We start from the raw sequence: 17,624 nt of genomic DNA on the forward strand, positions 1-17,624 counted from the left end.
TTGAAGGCACAGAATGCAGCCCGCCGCTCCGCGTCACGTCTACCTCAACCTCGACGCCATTCGCGGCGTGGCCGCGATCAGCGTGATGCTCTACCACTTCTCGCCGTTCCTGGCCGACGGCAAGGTGCTGCCATCGAGCTATCTCGCGGTCGACCTGTTCTTCCTGCTCAGCGGCTTCGTCATCGCCCATGCCTACGACCGCAAGATCGAGAACGGCATGGGCTTCGGCACGTTCCTGGCCATCCGCCTGATACGCCTCTATCCGCTCTATCTCGCCGGCACGCTGCTCGGTTTCTTCTACCTGCTGGTCAAGAACGGGCTGATCCCGGCCGAATATATGCCTCTATCCGAGATCGGCATGCAGCTCACCACTGGCATGCTCTTCATTCCGCTGGTCGGCGAGGCCTACCATACGATCTTTCCGCTCAATCCCGCCTCGTGGTCGCTGTTCTTCGAGCTGATCGTCAACATCGCCTATGTCGCCATCTTCTTCCTGCTGTCGAGACGATTGCTGACGGGACTGATCGCCGTCAGCCTCGTGCTGCTGATCGTCGCCTCGGTATTCGCCGGCACGCTCGATTTCGGCATGACCGGCAAGACCATCATCAGCGGGCTGCCGCGCGTGTCGTTCTCCTTCTTCCTGGGGGTGCTCTTGTGCCGGTCGATGGCGCGCTACCAGGACAGCCTCGGCTTCCTGCGGCGCGGCTGGTGGGTCGAGGCCGCGATCCTGCTCACGCTCGCCGTCTTCGCCATCGCGCCTGTGGGCGCAGCCGGGCGCGTCGCCTATGATCTCGCTTCTGTCGCCATCGTCTTCCCGGTCATGGTGGTGACCGGCGCCGTGGCGCCGACCGCTCCGCGGCTGGCGGGCTTCTATGGTTGGCTGGGGCGTATCTCCTACCCGATCTACATAATCCACACGCCGATGCTGATGATCATCGCCGGAGCCGGCAAGGCGGTATCGGTCGACCCGTTCGCGCACCATCCCTGGTTCGGCCTCTTGATGGCCGCGGCGGTCATCGCCATCGCCGACATCGCCACCCGCATCTATGACGAGCCGCTGCGCCGCTTCCTGCAGCGGCAAATGCAGCGCGCGCGGGCGGTGGCCTAAGGTCTGTCGATATTCAGGTGATGCCGGCCTGCGAACGGCTACTTCCTCCGCTTCCGGTGCTCACGTACTTCAAGTACGCTCCGCTCCGGCCTTCGCCGGCCGAAGCCCTCATAAATGTCTCCGCCCTATGAAGGCTACGGCCGGCGTAGGCCGGTTCTCGGAAGCCACCTTTCTCGGCTCGGCCTGACCTGAATCTCAACAGACCTTACAGCGGTTCAGTTTTTCCGAACGGAAGACTGCCCCACACTTTTCCTTGGAATTTGTTGCAGCCGGTCAGACCGGGGCCGGCATGTGGCCGGCGGCCGGCTTTTCATCCTGGACCGGGATGACGACCCGCCGTCGCCGGGCAACCGGCATCGGGCTCAGCTTGAACAGGCCGAAATAGACGATGAAGGAGGCCATGAAGTAAGGGCCGAGGATCTCGACCTCGAAGAAGGAGCGGATCAGCATCAGCCCGACAACGCCGGCGAGCACCACCGAATCGGCGTTCCAGGCGCCGAACACCACCTTCGATACATGACCGTAGAAGGCGCGCAGGATGATCAGCGCCAGCATGGTGACGCCGACGAAGCCGATCTCGACCAGGGTCTCGATATAGGTGTTGTGGAAGTGGAAGCCGGTGCGGGTCGTGATGTAGAATTCCGCCCACAACCGTTCCGGATCGGCGAAGCCTTGCACCCAATAGGCCGCATAGCCGTAGCCGAGCAGCGGATGCAGTTGCGCTGCCTCCCAACCCTGCTGCCAGAGATAGGTGCGGCCGGTCAGCGTCGAATCCTTGCCGAAGATGCCGAGCACGACGTCCAGCAGGCCGAGGTTCAGCGCGGCCACCACGCCGGCCACCAGCGCGCCGCCGCCGACCACGAACAGCACGCGGCGGTAGCGCCGCGACAGGACCCTGCTCATGGTCAGCAGGATGACGATACCGAGCACTGCCGGCAGCGAGGCGACGGATGTCGCCGAGTGGGCGATCGCCAGCATGTAGGCCGACATCAGGATGATCGGCGCGGTCCAGAAGAAGCTCAGCCAGTTGCGCCGGTAGAACATCAGGAAGACGAGGGACAAAAAGATGCCGAGCGACGAGAAGAAACCGACCAGGTTCTTGGAGGTGAAAGCGCCGACGAAATTGAAGGTGCCGTCGATCGTGTCGAGTGCGTAAGCGTTGACTTTCAGCGAATAGAGCAGGACGAAGAAGATGCCGATCAACGAGCCCAGCACAAGCGTGCGGACACTGATGGTGCGGGCCGCGATATAGGCACAGACGATGTGCGAGGAATACTGCACCGCCGCACGCGCGCTGATGCCGGCAGCCTGCGACCAGAAGACCGACAGGCAGACATAGGCTGCGAAGAGTATCGGCAACCAGGCGTTCGAGAGCTTCCAGGTGAAGCGCCTGTAGTCGACGAAGAGCAGCGGCAGCCAGACCGCGTAATAGGCAAGGATCAGGATCTGGCCGAAATTGCTGGAATAGGCAAAGGCAAAGACGGAGATCACTACGGCAAAGGCGCCATAGGCCTTGTTTGCCTCCGGGTCGAGCAGAATGGATTTTGGAATCTTCATGCCGGATTTTCGTCCGTTGAGCCTTGGATGCCGCCGCAATTCATTGTGCACTGCAGCATAACCTATCGCCCTCTGGCCGGTGGCTCAACCGGAAATCTTGTCACGGGCAAAAGGGGCGGCCATCGGAGGCTTGTTGCATAGCGAAAAGGCCGGAATGGGGCGGGAGCAGGGCTCGGGCCCTGGTTAAGATTCGTTTCCTGCATTGACGCCGGCGCCGGCTTCGGCCAGCGCCGGCGCCCCTGATTTGTTTTTTGGCTTGAGACGGGCGCGCCCTTGCTCAACGAAAGCCACGGCGGGCCACCCGGGCCAGTTATTTCAGCTTGCCCTCGACCTCCTTGATCGCCGCCAGCGCGCATGCCTCGTCCAAATTGCCGCCGGGAGCGCCGCCGACGCCGATCGCGGGCATGCGCATGGGCAACATCTGGGCGCCGCTGGCCAAGGCGATCGCCTCCACCGGCACCGACAGGCATGTCGACTGCCTGATCGACCTGATCGGCGCCGACATCGCGCATGACCTAGTGACGGTGACACGCTATTCGGCGACCAAGACGCCGGAATTCGTCAAGCATCGGCATTTCTCGGACGAGATGGTGCGGCGCTATCTCGACAACTACTACGTCTTCGATCCCTTCTATGCCTCGTGGCGGCGCGAGCGGCGGCTCGGCATCATGCCGCTCAAGGGACTGGCCGACGAGGAGGCCAAGCGCGGCCAGTACATAGCCGGCTTCCTGGCGCAGTCGGAGATCTGCGACGAGGTCGGCATCCTGCTTGCCGATGGCGGCGACTGGTGCCTCGGCATCTTCCTCGACCGCTCGACCATATCGTTCAGGGACAGCGAGATCGCGCAGCTCACCGAACGGCTGCCGGTGTTCGAGGCCCTGCATGCGCTCGACATCAAGGCGCGCGGCAGCGACTTTTCCCGCACCTCGGCGCCGACCGGTCCCGGCGCCTCGCCACAGCAGAAGCCCAGAATACCGGAAAGCCTCTGGCCCGAGCTTTCGCTGCGCGAGCGAGAGCTGGTGCAGCTGATTCTCGCCGGACACCCGACCGCCAACATCGCCGAGCGGCTCGGCATCACCGTCGGCACGGTCAAGAACCACCGCCGCCGCATCTATGAGAAGCTCGACATCACCACCGAGCGCGAATTGTTCCTGCAGTTCTTCCAGCATCGCATGGACGTCTAAATTACGCTCGGCGCCATCCATGAAACCGCGGCATGTAGGTGTCCAACCCGTGCGATGGCGGCCAGCTGGTAACCAGCAGCGAGCCTGGCATGACGGCTTGACGGCCTGGCCAGAGGAGATCACAGGGGGAATGCGGGGTCTCAATAGCGCCGGTTCCTACGATCCGCCGGGCTATGGAGTGGGGGTGGACGGGTTTGCGACGAACACTGATTGTCTGCCACGACCCGCCTTTTCCGCCGACGTCCGGCGGCGATCTCAGGAATTTCGGCAATGCCATGGCTGCCGCCGCGTTCGGCCCGGTCTGCCTGGCCTCGCTTGCGCCGCGCATCGGCGAAGCCCATCCAGCCGGCGTGGACATCCGCGTGGCTCAGCTAACCAATCTGTCCGAGCGGCGGGCGCCTTCGCTTGGCTGGCGCAGGATGAAGGGCGAGAGCCGGATAGCGCTTCCAGCCCTGGCGCGCCTCAAGGCGCTGGTTCAGGACTTCCAACCGGACACGATCATCGTCGAAGGCATTGCGCTGTTCAAACTTCTCGCGCCCTTGCGGCCGATGGCCCGGCAACTCATTCTCGACATGCACAATGTCGAATCCGACCTCGCCGATCAGTTGCCGCGCAAGAAGAAGTGGCGGCCGTTTTCGTCCGGCGTCAGGCCACTTGAAAGAAGGGCGGCTGCCATCGTCGACCGGATCTGGATCTGCTCGCAGCTGGACCGCGAGCGGCTGGAGGCATTTGTCCGGCCCGCAATACCCGTCGACCTTGTGCCAAACGGTATCCCGCGCGCCGATCTGATGCCACGGACGCTGCCGCCACAGCCGGCCATCTCCGATAGCTTTCCAGTCATCCTCTATGTTGGCCATCTGGGCTATGCGCCGAACATCGACGCCGCCGAGCGGTTGGCCCTCGCCGTCCTGCCGCGCGTCCGGCAGGCGTTGCCGACCGCGAAGCTCGTCCTCGCCGGCCGTTCGCCACGGGCGCCCGTTCGTGCCCTGGCACGGCTGGACGGGGTCAGCCTGGTCGAGGACCCGGACGACACCAGGCCGTTGTTGTCCGCCGCCCATCTGACCATCGTGCCGCTCGCCATGGGCGGCGGCACGCGCATCAAGATACTCGAAGCGATGGCCTGGGGCGTTCCGGTCATCGCAACGCCATTGGCGGTGGAAGGCCTCGGCCTGATCGACAGCGAAGAGGTGTTGTTGTCCGAGAGTAACGACGATCTTGCCCGCCTGGCGGTCGAGCTGTGCCTGGATCGTGCCCGCATGGCCAGCCTGCGGGCCCGAGCCTATGATGGCGCGTGGTCCCGGTTCGGGCCGGAGGCGATCCGCGATGCGGTGCGCCACGGGCTGGGACTGGACGGCACCGGCCGATGACGCCAACCTTGGCGGGCTCCACGAACCACCGAGCCGCCCTCATGCAATTCCGGCCCAAAACCGTTACAGATTTTCCTGGAATTGGTTTTGCGCAATCAGCCGTGCAAGTCCCTGGAAATCGGCGGAGCGACCACAAAGTCGGAGAAGGTGACCTCGAAGCCTTCGCGCTGCGGCGAGCAGCACATCATGCCGACATCGACGCTCTTGGAGGTGGGGAAGTAGGCCAGCCGCACCGGCTTCCAGTGGCTGTCCGACGCATCGAGATATTGCACCCGGATCGCCTCGGCGTGGCGGGTCAGACGGATCCGGACGCCGTTCGGGTCCGGGGGAATAGCGACCAGCGACCAGTCGGACCTGTCGTTGGTGACGACGACGGAGAAATAGGCGAGGCCGTCGGTGTATTCGATGCCGGCCTTGATCCAGTGCGTTTCGCTCAGGCGCAGCATCATCCCGGCCTGATCGTAGAGCGCCTCGTATTCGCCCTTGATCGTGACCTCGGCGCTGAAGTCGCCCGCGACCGGCCTATAGAGAAAGTGGCCGTTGTCGCGCCGGAAGCCGTAGAAGGTCTCACGCCAGAAATCGGTCTCCTTGCCGGTGCGGACATGGAGCGTCCCGTCGCCGAACACATGGTGCGGCGGCGGGTTGCGCCAGGTCATTCCGGCAAGGTCCGACATCATTGAGCCGCCCGTTAGCCGGCGAGCGTATAGGCCGTCTTCACGGTGGTGTAGAACTCCATGGCGTAACGGCCCTGCTCGCGCGGGCCATAGCTCGAGCCCCTGCGGCCGCCGAACGGCACATGGAAATCGACGCCCGCCGTCGGCAGGTTGACCATCACCATGCCGGCTTCGGAATTGCGCTTGAAATGCGTCGCGTGCTTCAGGCTCGTCGTGCAGATGCCGGAGGTCAGGCCGAACGGCGTGTCGTTGGCCACAGCCAGCGCCTCGTCATAATCCTTGACGCGGATGACGTTGGCGACCGGGCCGAAAATCTCCTCACGCGAGATGCGCATGGCGTTGGTGGAGCCGAGGAACAGCGCCGGCCGCAGATAGAAGCCGGGCGTTTCCCGCTCCAGCCGCTCGCCGCCGAAGGCGAGCTCGGCGCCTTCCTGGCGGCCGATCGCGATATAGTCCTCGTCCTGCTTCAGCTGGGTCTGGTCGACGACCGGACCGATCTGCGTCTTGGCGTCCAGCGCATCGCCGATGACGAGCTTGTCCAGGCGCTCCTTCACGGCGTCGACGAAGCGGTCGTGGATGCCTTCGGTGACGATGAGGCGCGAGGACGCCGTGCAGCGCTGGCCGGTCGAGAAATAGGCGCCGTTGATCGCGCAGTCGACAGCAACCGCCAGGTCTGCGTCATCGAGCACGACGAGCGGGTTCTTGCCGCCCATCTCGAGCTGGAACTTGCGCATATGCTCCACACTCGCCGCGGCGACGCGTTTTCCCGTGCCGACCGAGCCGGTGAAGGAAATGGCGTTGACGTCGGGGCTGTCGAGCATGGCCTGGCCGACCACCGAGCCCTTGCCCATGACCAGATTGAGCACGCCCTTGGGCAGACCGGCGCGATGCAGGATGTCGACGATGGTCCAGGCGCTTTCGGGAACCAGCTCCGCCGGCTTGAAGACGATCGTGTTGCCGTAGGCGAGCGCCGGCGCGATCTTCCAGGCGGGAATGGCGATCGGGAAATTCCACGGCGTGATGATGCCGACGACGCCGACGCCCTCGCGCGTCATCTCGACGCCGACGCCGGGCCGCACGCTCGGCACCATCTCGCCCGACAGGCGCAGCGTCTCGCCGGCGAAGAAATCGAAGATCTGGGCCGCCCGGATGGTCTCGCCGACGCCTTCGGCCAGCGTCTTGCCTTCCTCGCGCGCCAGCGAACGGCCGATCTCGTCCTTGCGCGCCATGATCTCGTCGGAGGCCTTCTTCAGCACGGCATGGCGGGCCAGCGGCCCGGAGCGCGACCAGGAGGGGAAGGCTGCCTTGGCGGCCGCGATGGCTTGCCTCGCCTCCTCCGGCCCGGCCGAAGCATATTCGCCGACGACATCATTGGTGTTCGACGGGTTGATGTTGTGCGAGCCGGCCTCGCCCAGCCACTCGCCGTCGATCAGGTTCTTGCGGAGCACGGTCATCTTTTTTCCTTCGAGATTGGCTTATTTCTTCGAGATTGGCGGGGCGGCAAGCGCCGCCCATTTGTCAGACAAATGATATACGCATTGCCCGCCGAAAGGTCTACCCGAGAGCTTTCGATAAAGGTAGGCGCGCGGCAGCGGAAGTCCATCGGCTTCGACCGCGACGACCTGTCACGATGTAGAGGCAGCGCCTTAGACGGAGAACGACCAGAACAGGCAGGCGAGCGTGGCCGCGGCGAAGATGACGAAGAACAGGCTTCTGAGCAGGATATTGCGGCGAAGCTCGTTCATGGTGAGATGCGCTACCACGATGGCCGCGACGAAGAGAAAGCGCCAGTTGAGAAGCGCCCAGAGCGCACTTCCCTGGCCGAAAGCAAATCGGGCGAGAAGCGAACCGACGATGGTGGCGAACAGCACGATCGTGGCGCAGAAGATCGCGTCGGCGGCATGGGTGAGCACGATGCCGGCGGCGCGGATGGGCAGGATCATCATCAGCAGCGCGCTGAAGAAATAGATGGCGGCAATGGCGAGGAAGGAACCCGCATCCGCAATGCCGTCGAGACGCTTCATGCCGAAAACGCCGTAAGGGTAACCGTGCCTGGCGACCGCCAGCGACAGCGCCATCAGCAGGGCGCTCAACACCGTGACCAATGCGAATGTGCCGAGGGCCTTGCTCATGCCGTTTCCCGTCGAAGCGAATCAACGGGAGTTTAGCAGAGCGCAGCTGCCGAAAACCGCAATTCACCTCTCGGCATTCTCGAAGGCGCCCATGCCCTGGGCGATCAGGTTGGTTGCCATCACCAGCGAGACGATCGCCGCCGAATTGAACACCACCACCCACCATTTGCCGCCGGTGAGGAAGCCGTAGCCTTCGGCGACCGCCAGGCCCCAATCGGCCGAGGGCGGCTGGATGCCAAGGCCGAGAAAGCTCAGCGTCGCGATCGAGAAGAAGGCATAGCCCAGCCGCGTGACGAGCTCGATCAGGATCGTCTCCCTGATGTTGGGCAGGATTTCCAAGACCATTATGGCGAAAGCGCTCTCGCCCCCGAGGCGCGCGGCACTGACATAGTCGCGCTCGCGCTGCTCGCGCACGGCGGCGCGCACGGTTCTTGCCACCAGCGGCGCATAGGCGATGGCGATCACCAGGATGACCGTGGGGTTCGAGGGCCCGAGCGCCACCAGGGTCATGGTCACGAGCACAATGAAAGGGAAGGCCATCAGCGTGTCGAGCAGTCTCGCGCCTATCGCGTCGACCAGGCCATCGAAATAGCCGAGCGCCAGGCCGATGACCGTGCCGACGGCGACGCCACCAAGTGTCGCGAGCGGCGCCACCAGCAGGATATCGCGCGATCCGACGATGATCCGGGACAGCACATCGCGGCCGAGATGATCGGTGCCGAACCAGTGCGCGGCGTCCGGCGGCGCCAGCGTGGCGAGAAAATCCTCGGCATAGGGATCATACGGAACCAGCCGGTCGCCGAACAGGGCGCAGCAGATCCAGAAGATCAGGATGAGCGATCCGATGATAACGGACGCAGGAAGACCGCGAACGGCGCGGCCCAGCCTGCCAGCGACCCGCAAGACACCGGGCGCGTGCGAAGGTGCCGGGAATTCCAAAAGGTCCATCATGGCGACGCCCGCCGCCGCTGCCGCGGGTCGAGCAGCGCCTGAACGAGATCGCCCATCGCAGCGGACAAGACGAAGATCGTCGCCATGACGAGGACACCCGCTTCGAGCATCGGGAAGTCGCGCGACTTGGCCGCATTGAGCACCAGGTTGCCCAGGCCCTGGATGCCGAACAGCGCTTCGATCACCACCAGTCCGCCGAGCATGTAGCCGCTCTGGGTCGCAAGCACCGCGATCGTCGGCGTCAGCGCGTTGGGAAGCACATGCCGGAAAATGACCTGCCAGCGATCGAGCCCTTTCAGGGTCGCGGTGCGCGTGTAGTCGGCGGCCAGCGCCTCGATCACCCCTGCCCGCGTCATGCGCGCCAGATAGCCGGCGAGGTTGAGCACCAGCGGCAGCGCCGGCAGAATGAGATAGTAAGCGCTTGTCCAGAAGCCCGCGCCATCAGGAGCCGCGCCGGTGATCGGCACCCAGTTCAGCCACAGGCCGAGAACCAGGAGCAGAAGCAGTCCGGACACGAAATCCGGGACGATACCAAACGAGACGCCGGCAAGAACGATCAGCCGATCGACAAGCCGACCCTGGTTGAGGCCGGCGACGATGCCCGCGGCGACACCCAGCGGGACGAGAAACAGCAATATGATGCCGGCAAGCGCGGCCGAGCGACCGAGGCTTGCCAGCACGAAGGGGCCGACCGGCGCGCGCATCGACAGCGAGGTGCCGAAGTCGCCGGTGAGCGCCGCGCTGAACCAATGCCAGTATTGGACGAGCATGGGCTGGTCGGCGCCGAGCTGTTTGTTCAGCGCCGCGACGGCTTCAGCATCGGCGAAGGGACCGAGCATGACGCGTGCGACATCGCCGGGCAGGACCTGCCCGGCGAGGAAGACCAGCGCGCTGACCAGCCACAGGGTGAGCAGCAGCGAAGCTGCGCGCGTCGACAGGGTGCGGCCCGTCAGCATCCGGCGTCCCGCCCGGCTTGGCGTTTCCGCGTCATGCCTGGACGAAGGAAACGCGGTCGAGCAGCAGATGCGAGATCGCCGTGAAACGCACGCCCTCGACCTTGGTGCTGGCGATCCGGCTGTACTGCGAGAAGTAGCTGATGATCTCCGGCGCCTCGTCGAGCAGCAGGTTCTGAATCTTGCCGGCGGCGATGCGCTGCGCCTGAAGGTCGCGGGCCTTGCCGTAGTCGACCAGCAATGCGTCATAGTCCGCATTCTTGAAGTGCGCGGCGTTCCACGCTCCGGTGCTCTTCAGCGTCGCGTTGAGGAAGATGTCCGGCGTGCCGCGATGGCCGAAATCGGTGATGCCGAGATTGGAATCGAGCCATGGCGAGCTGCCGAACGTCGCCGATCCGTAATAGGCATCCTGCGGCAACACGTTGAGCTTGATATCGATGCCGGCCTTTTTGGCGAAGTTCTGGATGATCACGGCGTAGTCGGGAATGTCATAGGCGCGCTCGGTGGTCAGCGTCACCTCGAAGCCGTTGGGCACGCCGGCCTCGGCGAGCAGCCGCTTGGCCTCGGCGATGTCCTGCTTGCGCTGCGGCACCGACGGATCGGCCGAGGGGAAGATCGGCGCGAACGGGGTGTCGTTGCCGGCGATTGCGCGACCCTTGAGCAGACCCTTCACGATGGCCGGTTCCAGGCGCGTGGTGCTCGGGATGACGTCGAGCTGGCCGGCCTGCAGCGCCACGACCTGCGCCTGCTCGTCGTCGAAGAACTTGATCTCGACCCGGTCGGGCAGAGCCTTCTCGCCCCAGTAGTCGGAGTTGCGCACGAAGGTCGCGCCCTGTTTGGGGCGGAAGGATTCGAGCTTGAATGGGCCGGTGCCGTTGAAATTCTTCTCGAAGTCACCGGCATAGTCGGCCGGCAGGATCACGGCGTTGTAGACGTCGGAGGACACGTAGAAGGGGAAATTCGAGTTCGACTGGTCGAGATCGAAGGCGACCGTCTCGTCGTCGATAATCTTGGCGCCGCCCTTGGACAGGATGCCCTTGTAGGCCGACAGCGCCGACGAGCCGCTGTTCGGATCGACGAGGCGCTCGAAGCTCGCCACGACGTCCTTGGCTGTGACGGTGCGGCCATCGTGGAATTTCACGCCCGGCCGCAGCTTGAACGTCCAGCGTTTTGCCGTCTCATCCGCTTCCCAGGACAGAGCGAGCTTCGGCTGGAGCCCGTCCTTGGGATCGTCGAGGATCAGATATTCGCCGACCTGGCTGAGAACGCCGATGCTGGCCGGATCGGTGACCGTGATCGGATCGATCGCCTTGGTCGGCTGGCCGAGCCCGACGCGCACTGTGCCGCCGGCGGCAGCGGCGCGCGCCGTACCGGAAAAGCCCAAATCTTGCGAAGCGGCGAAGCCGGTCAGTCCGATCAGCGCGGCATATTTCAACAGGTCGCGGCGCTTGAGATAGCCCTTGGCGTATTCATCGACAGCGACATTCCAGATATCGCCGGACAGGTTGCGAAGGGAGTCGATTTCGTTGCGTTTGGTCATTTTTGCCTCTGTGAAAATTGTGGTTTTGAAATGAGGTGGAGACGACGGGGCCGGACTCAGACCGGCTGGCCGTCGAGATGGATGCGGTCGACTGCTTGCGGATAGAAGGCGATCAGCCCCTTGATCTTCGGCATCTCGGCGATCGGATCGCGGTAGCTCCAGGCGATGTCTTCGCTGAGCGAGCCGTCCTTGAGCACGCCGGACCAGTAGGAGGCGATGCCTTTGTAGGGACATCGGGTCCTCGTCAACGAGGCCCTCAGCCGGTCGAGCCGGACATCCTCCGGCGGAAGATAGAAACGTGTCGGCAGGTGCGTTTCGAACAGCAGCACCGGGCGGCGGCTGTCGGCGATGAGCTCGCCATCGAACCATATCGCGACATGGCTCGCGCTCTGCAGAACGTCGATGCGCGCATAGGGATCGCGGGCATGGACGAAGACTTCTTCCTCCTCCTCGAACCATTGGTCGACGAGATTCCAGGTGAAGGCGACGCGGCCGGCGAGCGGCGCGAGGTTCTCGTCGGGCGGCGCTGTGAACGACCAGGCGGCATCGGCGGCGCGCCGGTCACCGGCTTCGATATCCCAGTATTTCGTCTCGCCACCGACAGCATGCTGCTGGCCATGTTTCGATGGCTTCAGCACGGACTGGTCGACCGCCGAGAGCGGGAAGAAATAGATCGGCAAAAAGTGATTGGAGCGCAGCACCAGCACGTTGCGGCTGTCGGCGATGACGCGGCCGGCGAATTTGACGCGGACACGCTTGGGGCTGTGGAGGACATTGATCAGTTGCGGCGCAGTGGCTTCGCGCGGCTGCAGCCTCGGTGCGGCGGTCATGACGGCTCTCCTTCAGGATACGGCGCGCTGATTGGCGCGCTGCTCGGCAAAGCGGTTGGCGGGACGGGCGAGGCCGAAGCGGTCGCGCAGCGTGCCTGGCGCGTATTCGGTCGGGAAGACGCCGCGGCGCTGCAATTCCGGCACGACCTGTTCGGCGAAGTTCACCCAGTCCTCGGGCAGCAGCGGGAACATCAGGTTGAAGCCGTCGGCGGCGCCGGCCTCGAACCAGTCCTGCAGCTGGTCGGCGATCTGCTTCGGCGTGCCGGCGACGGTCGGCACCGAGCCGCTGTTGGCGAGCTTGCGCGCGATCTCGCGCAGGGTCAGATTCTGCTTGGCCCACTGCTTGACCCGGTTGAGCGAGGTGCGGCCGCCATTGAAGGTGCTTTCATCGGGGAGCGGCGGCAGCGGGCCATCCGGCGGATAGGCCGAGAGGTCGAGCCCGCTCCAGCTCGACAGGAGGTCGATGCCGACCCGGTCCGGAAGCAAGGTCTGGAGATAATCCTGCCTGTCGCGCGCCTCGGCTTCGGAAGCGGCGACGATCGGCAATATGCCCGGCAGGATCTTGAAGCTTTCCGGCCGCCTGCCGTGGCGGGCGAGACGGTCGTTGATGTCCTGGCGGTATCTGATGCCGTCTTCCCTGGTGCTGAAGATGGCGAAATGGGCGTCGGCGTGCGCGGTGGCGAAGTTCTTGCCGTCCTCGGATGAGCCGGCCTGCACGATCAGCGGATGGCCCTGCGGCGGCCGCGGGACGTTGAGCGGTCCGCGCACCTTGAAATGTGTGCCGCGGTGCTCGAGCACATGGACCTTGTCCGGGTCGGCGAAATAGCCGGTTTCCTTGTCGAATAGCAGCGCTTCGTCTTCCCAGCTGTCCCACAATCCCTTGACGATCTCGAGGAATTCCGCCGCGCGCTGGTAGCGGAAGGCATGCTCGATGTTGCCGTCGCGGCCGAAATTGCGCGCCTCTTCGTCCATGGCCGAGGTGACGACGTTCCACGACGCCCTGCCCCCGCTGATGTGGTCGAGCGAGGCGAACAGGCGCGCGACATTATAGGGTTCGCTGTAGGAGCTCGACGCGGTGGTGATGAGGCCGATGTGCTTGGTAACGCCGGCAAGCGCCGACAAAAGCGTCAACGGCTCGAGCCGGGCATTGGCGTAATGCGCGACACCGCTCTTCACCGAATCCCAGATCGACACGTGGTCGGCGACGAAAATGGTGTCGATCCTGGCGCGCTCGGCGGCCTGGACCAGCTCGCGATAGTAATCGAAGCCGAGCACTTCCCGGCCGGGCGCGCGCGGATGCCGCCACGACATGCGATGGTCGCCCTGCGGGTTGAAGAAGAATGCGCTGAGGATCAAGTGGTTTCGCGCCATGCCGGCCTCCTTGCAAATCCGCGCGAGGGACGCTGGCGCCACGTCGATCCGCGCGGTCAGCAATCCTCGATGTGCAAAAGGCTAGATTGCGCTCGCCATTAATTCGAGTAATTTTATAGAGATTATATACTCGACAAGCGGAAGCGATTGCCCCTGATGAGGGCGCCGGAAGAAAGTGGTTTCGAGGTCTTGATGTCCCCTTCTGTGCTCAACGTGGAAAAACTTTCCATCGCCTATGGCGGGAAAAGAGGATGGCAATCCGCCGTCGACGGCGTGTCGCTCTCGATAGGCCAAGGCGAAGCGCTGGGGCTGGTCGGCGAGTCGGGCTCGGGAAAGAGCTCGGTGGCGCTCGCCATACTGCGCTACCTGCCGGGAAATGCCCGGCTGGCCGCCTCGGCGCTGGAGTTCCAGGGCCGCGAAATCAGAAGCCTCTCCGGCGAGGAACTGCGCGGCCTGAGGGGCGACCGCATCGCCGCCGTCTACCAGCATCCGGGCGCCGCGCTCAATCCGGCAATGACGATCGGCCGGCAGATCGGCGAGACGATCATGCGCCATCGTCCGATCCGCCGCGATGAGGCGCGCTGGCGTTCGGCCGAGTTGCTCAAGCGCGTGCGGGTGAGCAATTCCGAGCGGGCGCTCGATCTCTATCCGCACGAGTTGTCAGGCGGCATGCAGCAGCGCGCCAACATCGCCATTGCCATCGCACTCGACCCGGCTCTTTTGGTGCTGGACGAGCCGACGACGGCGCTCGATGCCAGCGTGCAGTCGGAAGTCATCGCGATCCTCGACGAACTGCGCCGGGACCACAAAACCAGCATCCTGCTGATCAGCCACGACATCAACCTGATCCGCCGCTCCTGTGACCGGGTGGCGGTGATGCAGTCGGGCGCCGTGGTCGAGAGCGGCGATGCGCACGATGTCTTCGAAAACCCCACCCATGCCTATACCAAGACGCTGATCGCCTCGATTCCGGCGCTCAACTTCACCAAGCGGGACGGCCGGCTGGCCGAGGTCGACACGGCAGGTCGCATCCAGGCGGCCGCTCGCCAAACCGGTCCGGACGCGGAACGCCAGACCGCCATTGCCTGCAAGGGCATCAGCCATTCGTTCGGTTCGCAGGCCGTGCTGCACAATGTCGAGCTTCGCATCGGGCAAGGCGAAACCTTCGGCCTGATTGGCGAATCCGGCTCCGGCAAATCGACGCTGGCGCGGATCGTCACGGGCCTGCAGACGCCGAGCCAGGGATCGGTCGAGCTGTTCGGCAGGACGGTCGCGGCACGCGCCGAGAAACGCGCGCCTGGCGAGCGGCGTGACGTGCAGATGGTCTTCCAGTCGCCGCACCGCACACTCAATCCGCGCCACCGGATCGGGCGCATTATCAGCCGGCCGCTGCGGCGGCTTGCCGGGCTTGGCCGGAGCCGGGCGCGCGAACGCGTCGCCGACCTGCTGCGCTCGGTCCGGCTGGCGGACACGACCGCCGAACAGAAGCCACGCACGCTCTCCGGCGGCCAACGACAGAGGGCGGCGATTGCACGCGCCTTTGCCGGCGCACCGAAAGTGGTGGTGCTGGACGAGCCGACCTCGGCGCTCGACGTCTCGGTTCAGGCGACCGTCCTCAACCTGCTCAACGACCTGCAGCGCGAGAAGGACACGACATATCTGTTCATCAGCCACGACCTCAAGGTGGTGCGCTACATGGCCGACAGGATCGGCGTGCTTTATCGCGGCCGGCTGGTCGAGGCCGGCTTGTCCGAGCAGGTCTTCAAGGGTCCCAACCACCCCTATACGAAGCTGCTTCTGGCCGCGTCCGCCGACGCCGCGCAGGCCGTCTCAATCCAGGCCGGGATCCCAGGGGAGACCCAACCGGCCAAGGGATGCTGCTTTGCCGAGCGCTGCCCTCTTGCCTCGCCGCTATGCGGGGAGGCGGAGCCGGCCTCCACCGATACGGGCGACGGCCATCTCATCGCCTGCTGGCGGCGCGACGAGCTGTGATGAGCTATCAGGGTCTCTGCGAGGCCGAGACGAGCTCGGCCTTGCGCCGGGCCGTTTCCAGGCCGACGTCGATGAAGCGGCGCGCATGGCGGGCGAGCTCCATGTTGTCGATCCACAGATTGCGCCAGATCGCCGTCTTCCGCGACAGGTTCTCGTCGACGATCTCGGAGGAGAAGGATTCGAAGCTGAGGTCGTCGTCATAGCCGATCGCCGTCAGCGCATCGAAGATCGCGGCGAAATCGATGCTGCCGGTGCCGAGGAAGCCGCGATGGCTCTCGCCGATATGCACATAGCCGATCTTGTTCGCGGCATGGCGGATCGCGAGCCCGACATCAGCCTCCTCGATGTTCATGTGGAAGGTGTCGAGATGCAGGAAGATGTTGTCGGAGCCGGTGTCTTCGATGAAGGCAAGCCCCTGCGCGGCGGTGTTGAGCAGGTTGCTTTCGAAGCGGTTGACGATCTCGAGATTGAGCGTGACGCCGGCCGCCTTGGCGGTTTCCGCAACCCCGGCAAGCGTTCCGGCGCTGCGGTTCCACTGGTCGCGCGTCGGCGGCTCGGTCTGCAAGCCGTGGCTGGCCGAAAGGATGCCGCCGACCTTGCGGCCGCCGAGATCGCGGGTGAGCGCGATGGTGCGGTTCAGGATTTCGACGCCGCGCGCGGCGACCGCCTTGTCGGGGCTGGAGATGTCGCCGTCGGCCGGCAGGCCGATGCTGATCGCGACCCCCAGGCCGAGATCGGAGATGCTTTTGGCCAGCCTGGCGATATCGACGTCGGCCGGGTCGAGATAGGAGAACTCGATCAGATCGAAGCCGGCCTTCCTGGTGTCGACCAGTGTGCGTTCGAGGTCCGCCTGCGCTGAGCTCGCCGACCAGACGAAAGAATGGATTCCAATGCGCGACATGATCGTCTCCGTCCGATGGGATACGGCGCGGCCGGGTCGACCCGGCCGCGCCAGCCTTGGGGGGGCGGCGTTAGCGGGCCGCGGTCCAGCCCTTGTAGTCCTTGAGGTTCTCGGCGGTGATCAGCTTCGGATCGAGCAGGACGACCGGCTCGGCCGGCTTCTTGCCGGCAAGCACTTCGGCCGCCATCGTCAGCGACTGACCGGCCATGACATAAGGATCCTGCGACGCAGACGCCTTGATCATCGAGGTGCCGGAGGCGAACTCCTTTTCGATATCGGGCGCGCCGTCGACCGCGGTGAAGATGAATTCGGAGCGGTTGAGCTGCTTGGCCGCGAGCTGCGCGCCGATCGCCGTCGGGTCGTTGATGGCGAACACCGCGTCGATCTTGTCGAAGCGGGTGAGCAGCGACTGGAACACTTTCAGGCCGCCGTCGCGCGAGCCTTCGGCGTTCTGGTCGTCGGACAGGATCTTGATGTCCGAATGCTGCGAGAGCACGTTCTTGCAGCCCTTGACGCGCTCCAGGATCGAGGACGAGGCCGGGCCGTTGAGGATGACGTAGTTGCCTTTGCCGCCGGTTTGGTCGACCAGGTACTGGCAAGCCTCCTCGCCGGCCTTGACGTTGTTGGTCATCACGGTCACGTCCGCTCCTGGCGCCGAAACGTCGAAGGCCGCCACCACGATGCCGGCTGCCTGCGCCTTCTTGACGGCAGGCGCGATCGCCTTGGCATCGACGGCATTGAGCATGATCACGTCGACGCCGGCGGCGATGAAGGAGTCTACCTGCGAGACCTGCTTGTTGAGGTCGTAGTCCGCCGATACCGACGTCACCTCGACCTTGGGATTGATCTTCTTGGCCGCGTCCTCGATGCCCTTGATGGTGGCGACGAAGAAGGGGTTGCCGAGCAGGCCGACCGAGATGCCGACCTTGTTAAGGTCCTTGGCCGATGCCGGCGCGACGGCAAGGCCCGCGAGGGCAGCGCCGCAGAGCAGTTTGGCGATGGTCTTCATTTACTTGCTTCCTCCGATTGCCCCGCGCCTCTCACGGTGCGTTACACACAATCCG

General features: G+C 64.6%; 15 protein-coding genes. 4 read left to right on the plus strand and 11 right to left on the minus strand.

The genetic code is table 11. The features are described from left to right. The first annotated feature begins 13 nt into the window (after window positions 1–13). Entirely contained in the window at window positions 14–1,108 is a 1,095-nt protein-coding gene (locus EJ071_RS01820; protein ID WP_126096545.1) for an acyltransferase, read from the plus strand. Between the two features lie 273 nt (window positions 1,109–1,381). On the opposite strand, the gene EJ071_RS01825 is transcribed toward EJ071_RS01820, so the two are convergent. Continuing rightward, entirely contained in the window at window positions 1,382–2,665 is a 1,284-nt protein-coding gene (locus EJ071_RS01825; RefSeq protein WP_126096546.1) for an O-antigen ligase, read from the minus strand. 404 nt (window positions 2,666–3,069) lie between these two features. On the opposite strand from EJ071_RS01825, the gene EJ071_RS01835 reads away from it, so the two are divergent. Then, window positions 3,070–3,849 carry a helix-turn-helix transcriptional regulator gene (locus tag EJ071_RS01835; RefSeq protein WP_126096547.1) on the plus strand — a complete coding sequence of 260 codons (780 nt, stop codon included), beginning with the start codon at window positions 3,070–3,072 and terminating at the stop codon, window positions 3,847–3,849. A gap of 194 nt (window positions 3,850–4,043) precedes the next feature. Continuing rightward, window positions 4,044–5,216 carry a glycosyltransferase family 4 protein gene (locus EJ071_RS01840; RefSeq protein ID WP_245460153.1) on the plus strand — a complete coding sequence of 391 codons (1,173 nt, stop codon included), beginning with the start codon at window positions 4,044–4,046 and terminating at the stop codon, window positions 5,214–5,216. Between the two features lie 95 nt (window positions 5,217–5,311). Here EJ071_RS01840 and EJ071_RS01845 read toward each other — a convergent pair whose 3' ends face one another. From EJ071_RS01845 to EJ071_RS01880, 8 genes are all read right to left on the minus strand, one after another. Beyond that, the gene (locus EJ071_RS01845; protein ID WP_245460154.1) at window positions 5,312–5,872 is read right to left on the minus strand and encodes a DUF1349 domain-containing protein; all 561 of its coding nucleotides are present in this window, start codon (window positions 5,870–5,872) and stop codon (window positions 5,312–5,314) included. 32 nt (window positions 5,873–5,904) lie between these two features. Beyond that, window positions 5,905–7,344 carry an aldehyde dehydrogenase family protein gene (locus EJ071_RS01850; RefSeq protein WP_126096549.1) on the minus strand — a complete coding sequence of 480 codons (1,440 nt, stop codon included), beginning with the start codon at window positions 7,342–7,344 and terminating at the stop codon, window positions 5,905–5,907. 192 nt (window positions 7,345–7,536) lie between these two features. Beyond that, window positions 7,537–8,022, minus strand: a complete 486-nt coding sequence (locus EJ071_RS01855; RefSeq protein ID WP_126096550.1) for a hypothetical protein — start codon at window positions 8,020–8,022, stop codon at window positions 7,537–7,539. A 63-nt stretch (window positions 8,023–8,085) separates the two neighbouring features. Continuing rightward, window positions 8,086–8,973, minus strand: coding sequence for an ABC transporter permease (locus EJ071_RS01860; protein WP_126096551.1), 888 nt, complete (start codon window positions 8,971–8,973; stop codon window positions 8,086–8,088). After that, window positions 8,970–9,929 carry an ABC transporter permease gene (locus EJ071_RS01865; protein WP_126096552.1) on the minus strand — a complete coding sequence of 320 codons (960 nt, stop codon included), beginning with the start codon at window positions 9,927–9,929 and terminating at the stop codon, window positions 8,970–8,972. The genes EJ071_RS01860 and EJ071_RS01865 overlap by 4 nt, the downstream gene beginning before the upstream one ends. Window positions 9,930–9,960: 31 nt before the next feature. Next, window positions 9,961–11,466, minus strand: a complete 1,506-nt coding sequence (locus EJ071_RS01870; protein WP_126096553.1) for an ABC transporter substrate-binding protein — start codon at window positions 11,464–11,466, stop codon at window positions 9,961–9,963. A 56-nt stretch (window positions 11,467–11,522) separates the two neighbouring features. Further along, a complete protein-coding gene (locus EJ071_RS01875) occupies window positions 11,523–12,296 on the minus strand; it encodes a DUF427 domain-containing protein (RefSeq protein WP_126096554.1) in 774 nt (257 codons plus the stop codon). Between the two features lie 12 nt (window positions 12,297–12,308). Further along, complete coding sequence (locus tag EJ071_RS01880) at window positions 12,309–13,667, minus strand: LLM class flavin-dependent oxidoreductase (RefSeq protein WP_126096555.1); 1,359 nt, start codon at window positions 13,665–13,667, stop codon at window positions 12,309–12,311. Window positions 13,668–13,859: 192 nt separating this feature from the next. Here EJ071_RS01880 and EJ071_RS01885 point away from each other — a divergent pair, with 192 nt between their 5' ends. Further along, window positions 13,860–15,659, plus strand: a complete 1,800-nt coding sequence (locus tag EJ071_RS01885; RefSeq protein ID WP_126096556.1) for an ABC transporter ATP-binding protein — start codon at window positions 13,860–13,862, stop codon at window positions 15,657–15,659. A 7-nt stretch (window positions 15,660–15,666) separates the two neighbouring features. Here EJ071_RS01885 and EJ071_RS01890 read toward each other — a convergent pair whose 3' ends face one another. After that, complete coding sequence (locus EJ071_RS01890; RefSeq protein WP_126096557.1) at window positions 15,667–16,560, minus strand: sugar phosphate isomerase/epimerase; 894 nt, start codon at window positions 16,558–16,560, stop codon at window positions 15,667–15,669. Between the two features lie 70 nt (window positions 16,561–16,630). Continuing rightward, window positions 16,631–17,569 carry an ABC transporter substrate-binding protein gene (locus EJ071_RS01895; RefSeq protein ID WP_126096558.1) on the minus strand — a complete coding sequence of 313 codons (939 nt, stop codon included), beginning with the start codon at window positions 17,567–17,569 and terminating at the stop codon, window positions 16,631–16,633. Window positions 17,570–17,624 lie beyond the last annotated feature (55 nt).

The organism is Mesorhizobium sp. M1B.F.Ca.ET.045.04.1.1, from assembly GCF_003952465.1.
Taxonomy (GTDB): Bacteria; Pseudomonadota; Alphaproteobacteria; order Rhizobiales; family Rhizobiaceae; genus Mesorhizobium; species Mesorhizobium shonense.

Bases quoted from the DNA above. Each gene is read 5' to 3' on its own strand.
- EJ071_RS01820 (WP_126096545.1), top strand. From the start codon at position 14: ATGCAGCCCGCCGCTCCGCGTCACGTCTACCTCAACCTCGACGCCATT.
- EJ071_RS01825 (WP_126096546.1), bottom strand. From the start codon at position 2,665: ATGAAGATTCCAAAATCCATTCTGCTCGACCCGGAGGCAAACAAGGCC.
- EJ071_RS01835 (WP_126096547.1), top strand. From the start codon at position 3,070: ATGCGCATGGGCAACATCTGGGCGCCGCTGGCCAAGGCGATCGCCTCC.
- EJ071_RS01845 (WP_245460154.1), bottom strand. From the start codon at position 5,872: ATGACCTGGCGCAACCCGCCGCCGCACCATGTGTTCGGCGACGGGACG.
- EJ071_RS01850 (WP_126096549.1), bottom strand. From the start codon at position 7,344: ATGACCGTGCTCCGCAAGAACCTGATCGACGGCGAGTGGCTGGGCGAG.
- EJ071_RS01855 (WP_126096550.1), bottom strand. From the start codon at position 8,022: ATGAGCAAGGCCCTCGGCACATTCGCATTGGTCACGGTGTTGAGCGCC.
- EJ071_RS01860 (WP_126096551.1), bottom strand. From the start codon at position 8,973: ATGATGGACCTTTTGGAATTCCCGGCACCTTCGCACGCGCCCGGTGTC.
- EJ071_RS01865 (WP_126096552.1), bottom strand. From the start codon at position 9,929: ATGCTGACGGGCCGCACCCTGTCGACGCGCGCAGCTTCGCTGCTGCTC.
- EJ071_RS01870 (WP_126096553.1), bottom strand. From the start codon at position 11,466: ATGACCAAACGCAACGAAATCGACTCCCTTCGCAACCTGTCCGGCGAT.
- EJ071_RS01875 (WP_126096554.1), bottom strand. From the start codon at position 12,296: ATGACCGCCGCACCGAGGCTGCAGCCGCGCGAAGCCACTGCGCCGCAA.
- EJ071_RS01880 (WP_126096555.1), bottom strand. From the start codon at position 13,667: ATGGCGCGAAACCACTTGATCCTCAGCGCATTCTTCTTCAACCCGCAG.
- EJ071_RS01885 (WP_126096556.1), top strand. From the start codon at position 13,860: ATGTCCCCTTCTGTGCTCAACGTGGAAAAACTTTCCATCGCCTATGGC.
- EJ071_RS01890 (WP_126096557.1), bottom strand. From the start codon at position 16,560: ATGTCGCGCATTGGAATCCATTCTTTCGTCTGGTCGGCGAGCTCAGCG.
- EJ071_RS01895 (WP_126096558.1), bottom strand. From the start codon at position 17,569: ATGAAGACCATCGCCAAACTGCTCTGCGGCGCTGCCCTCGCGGGCCTT.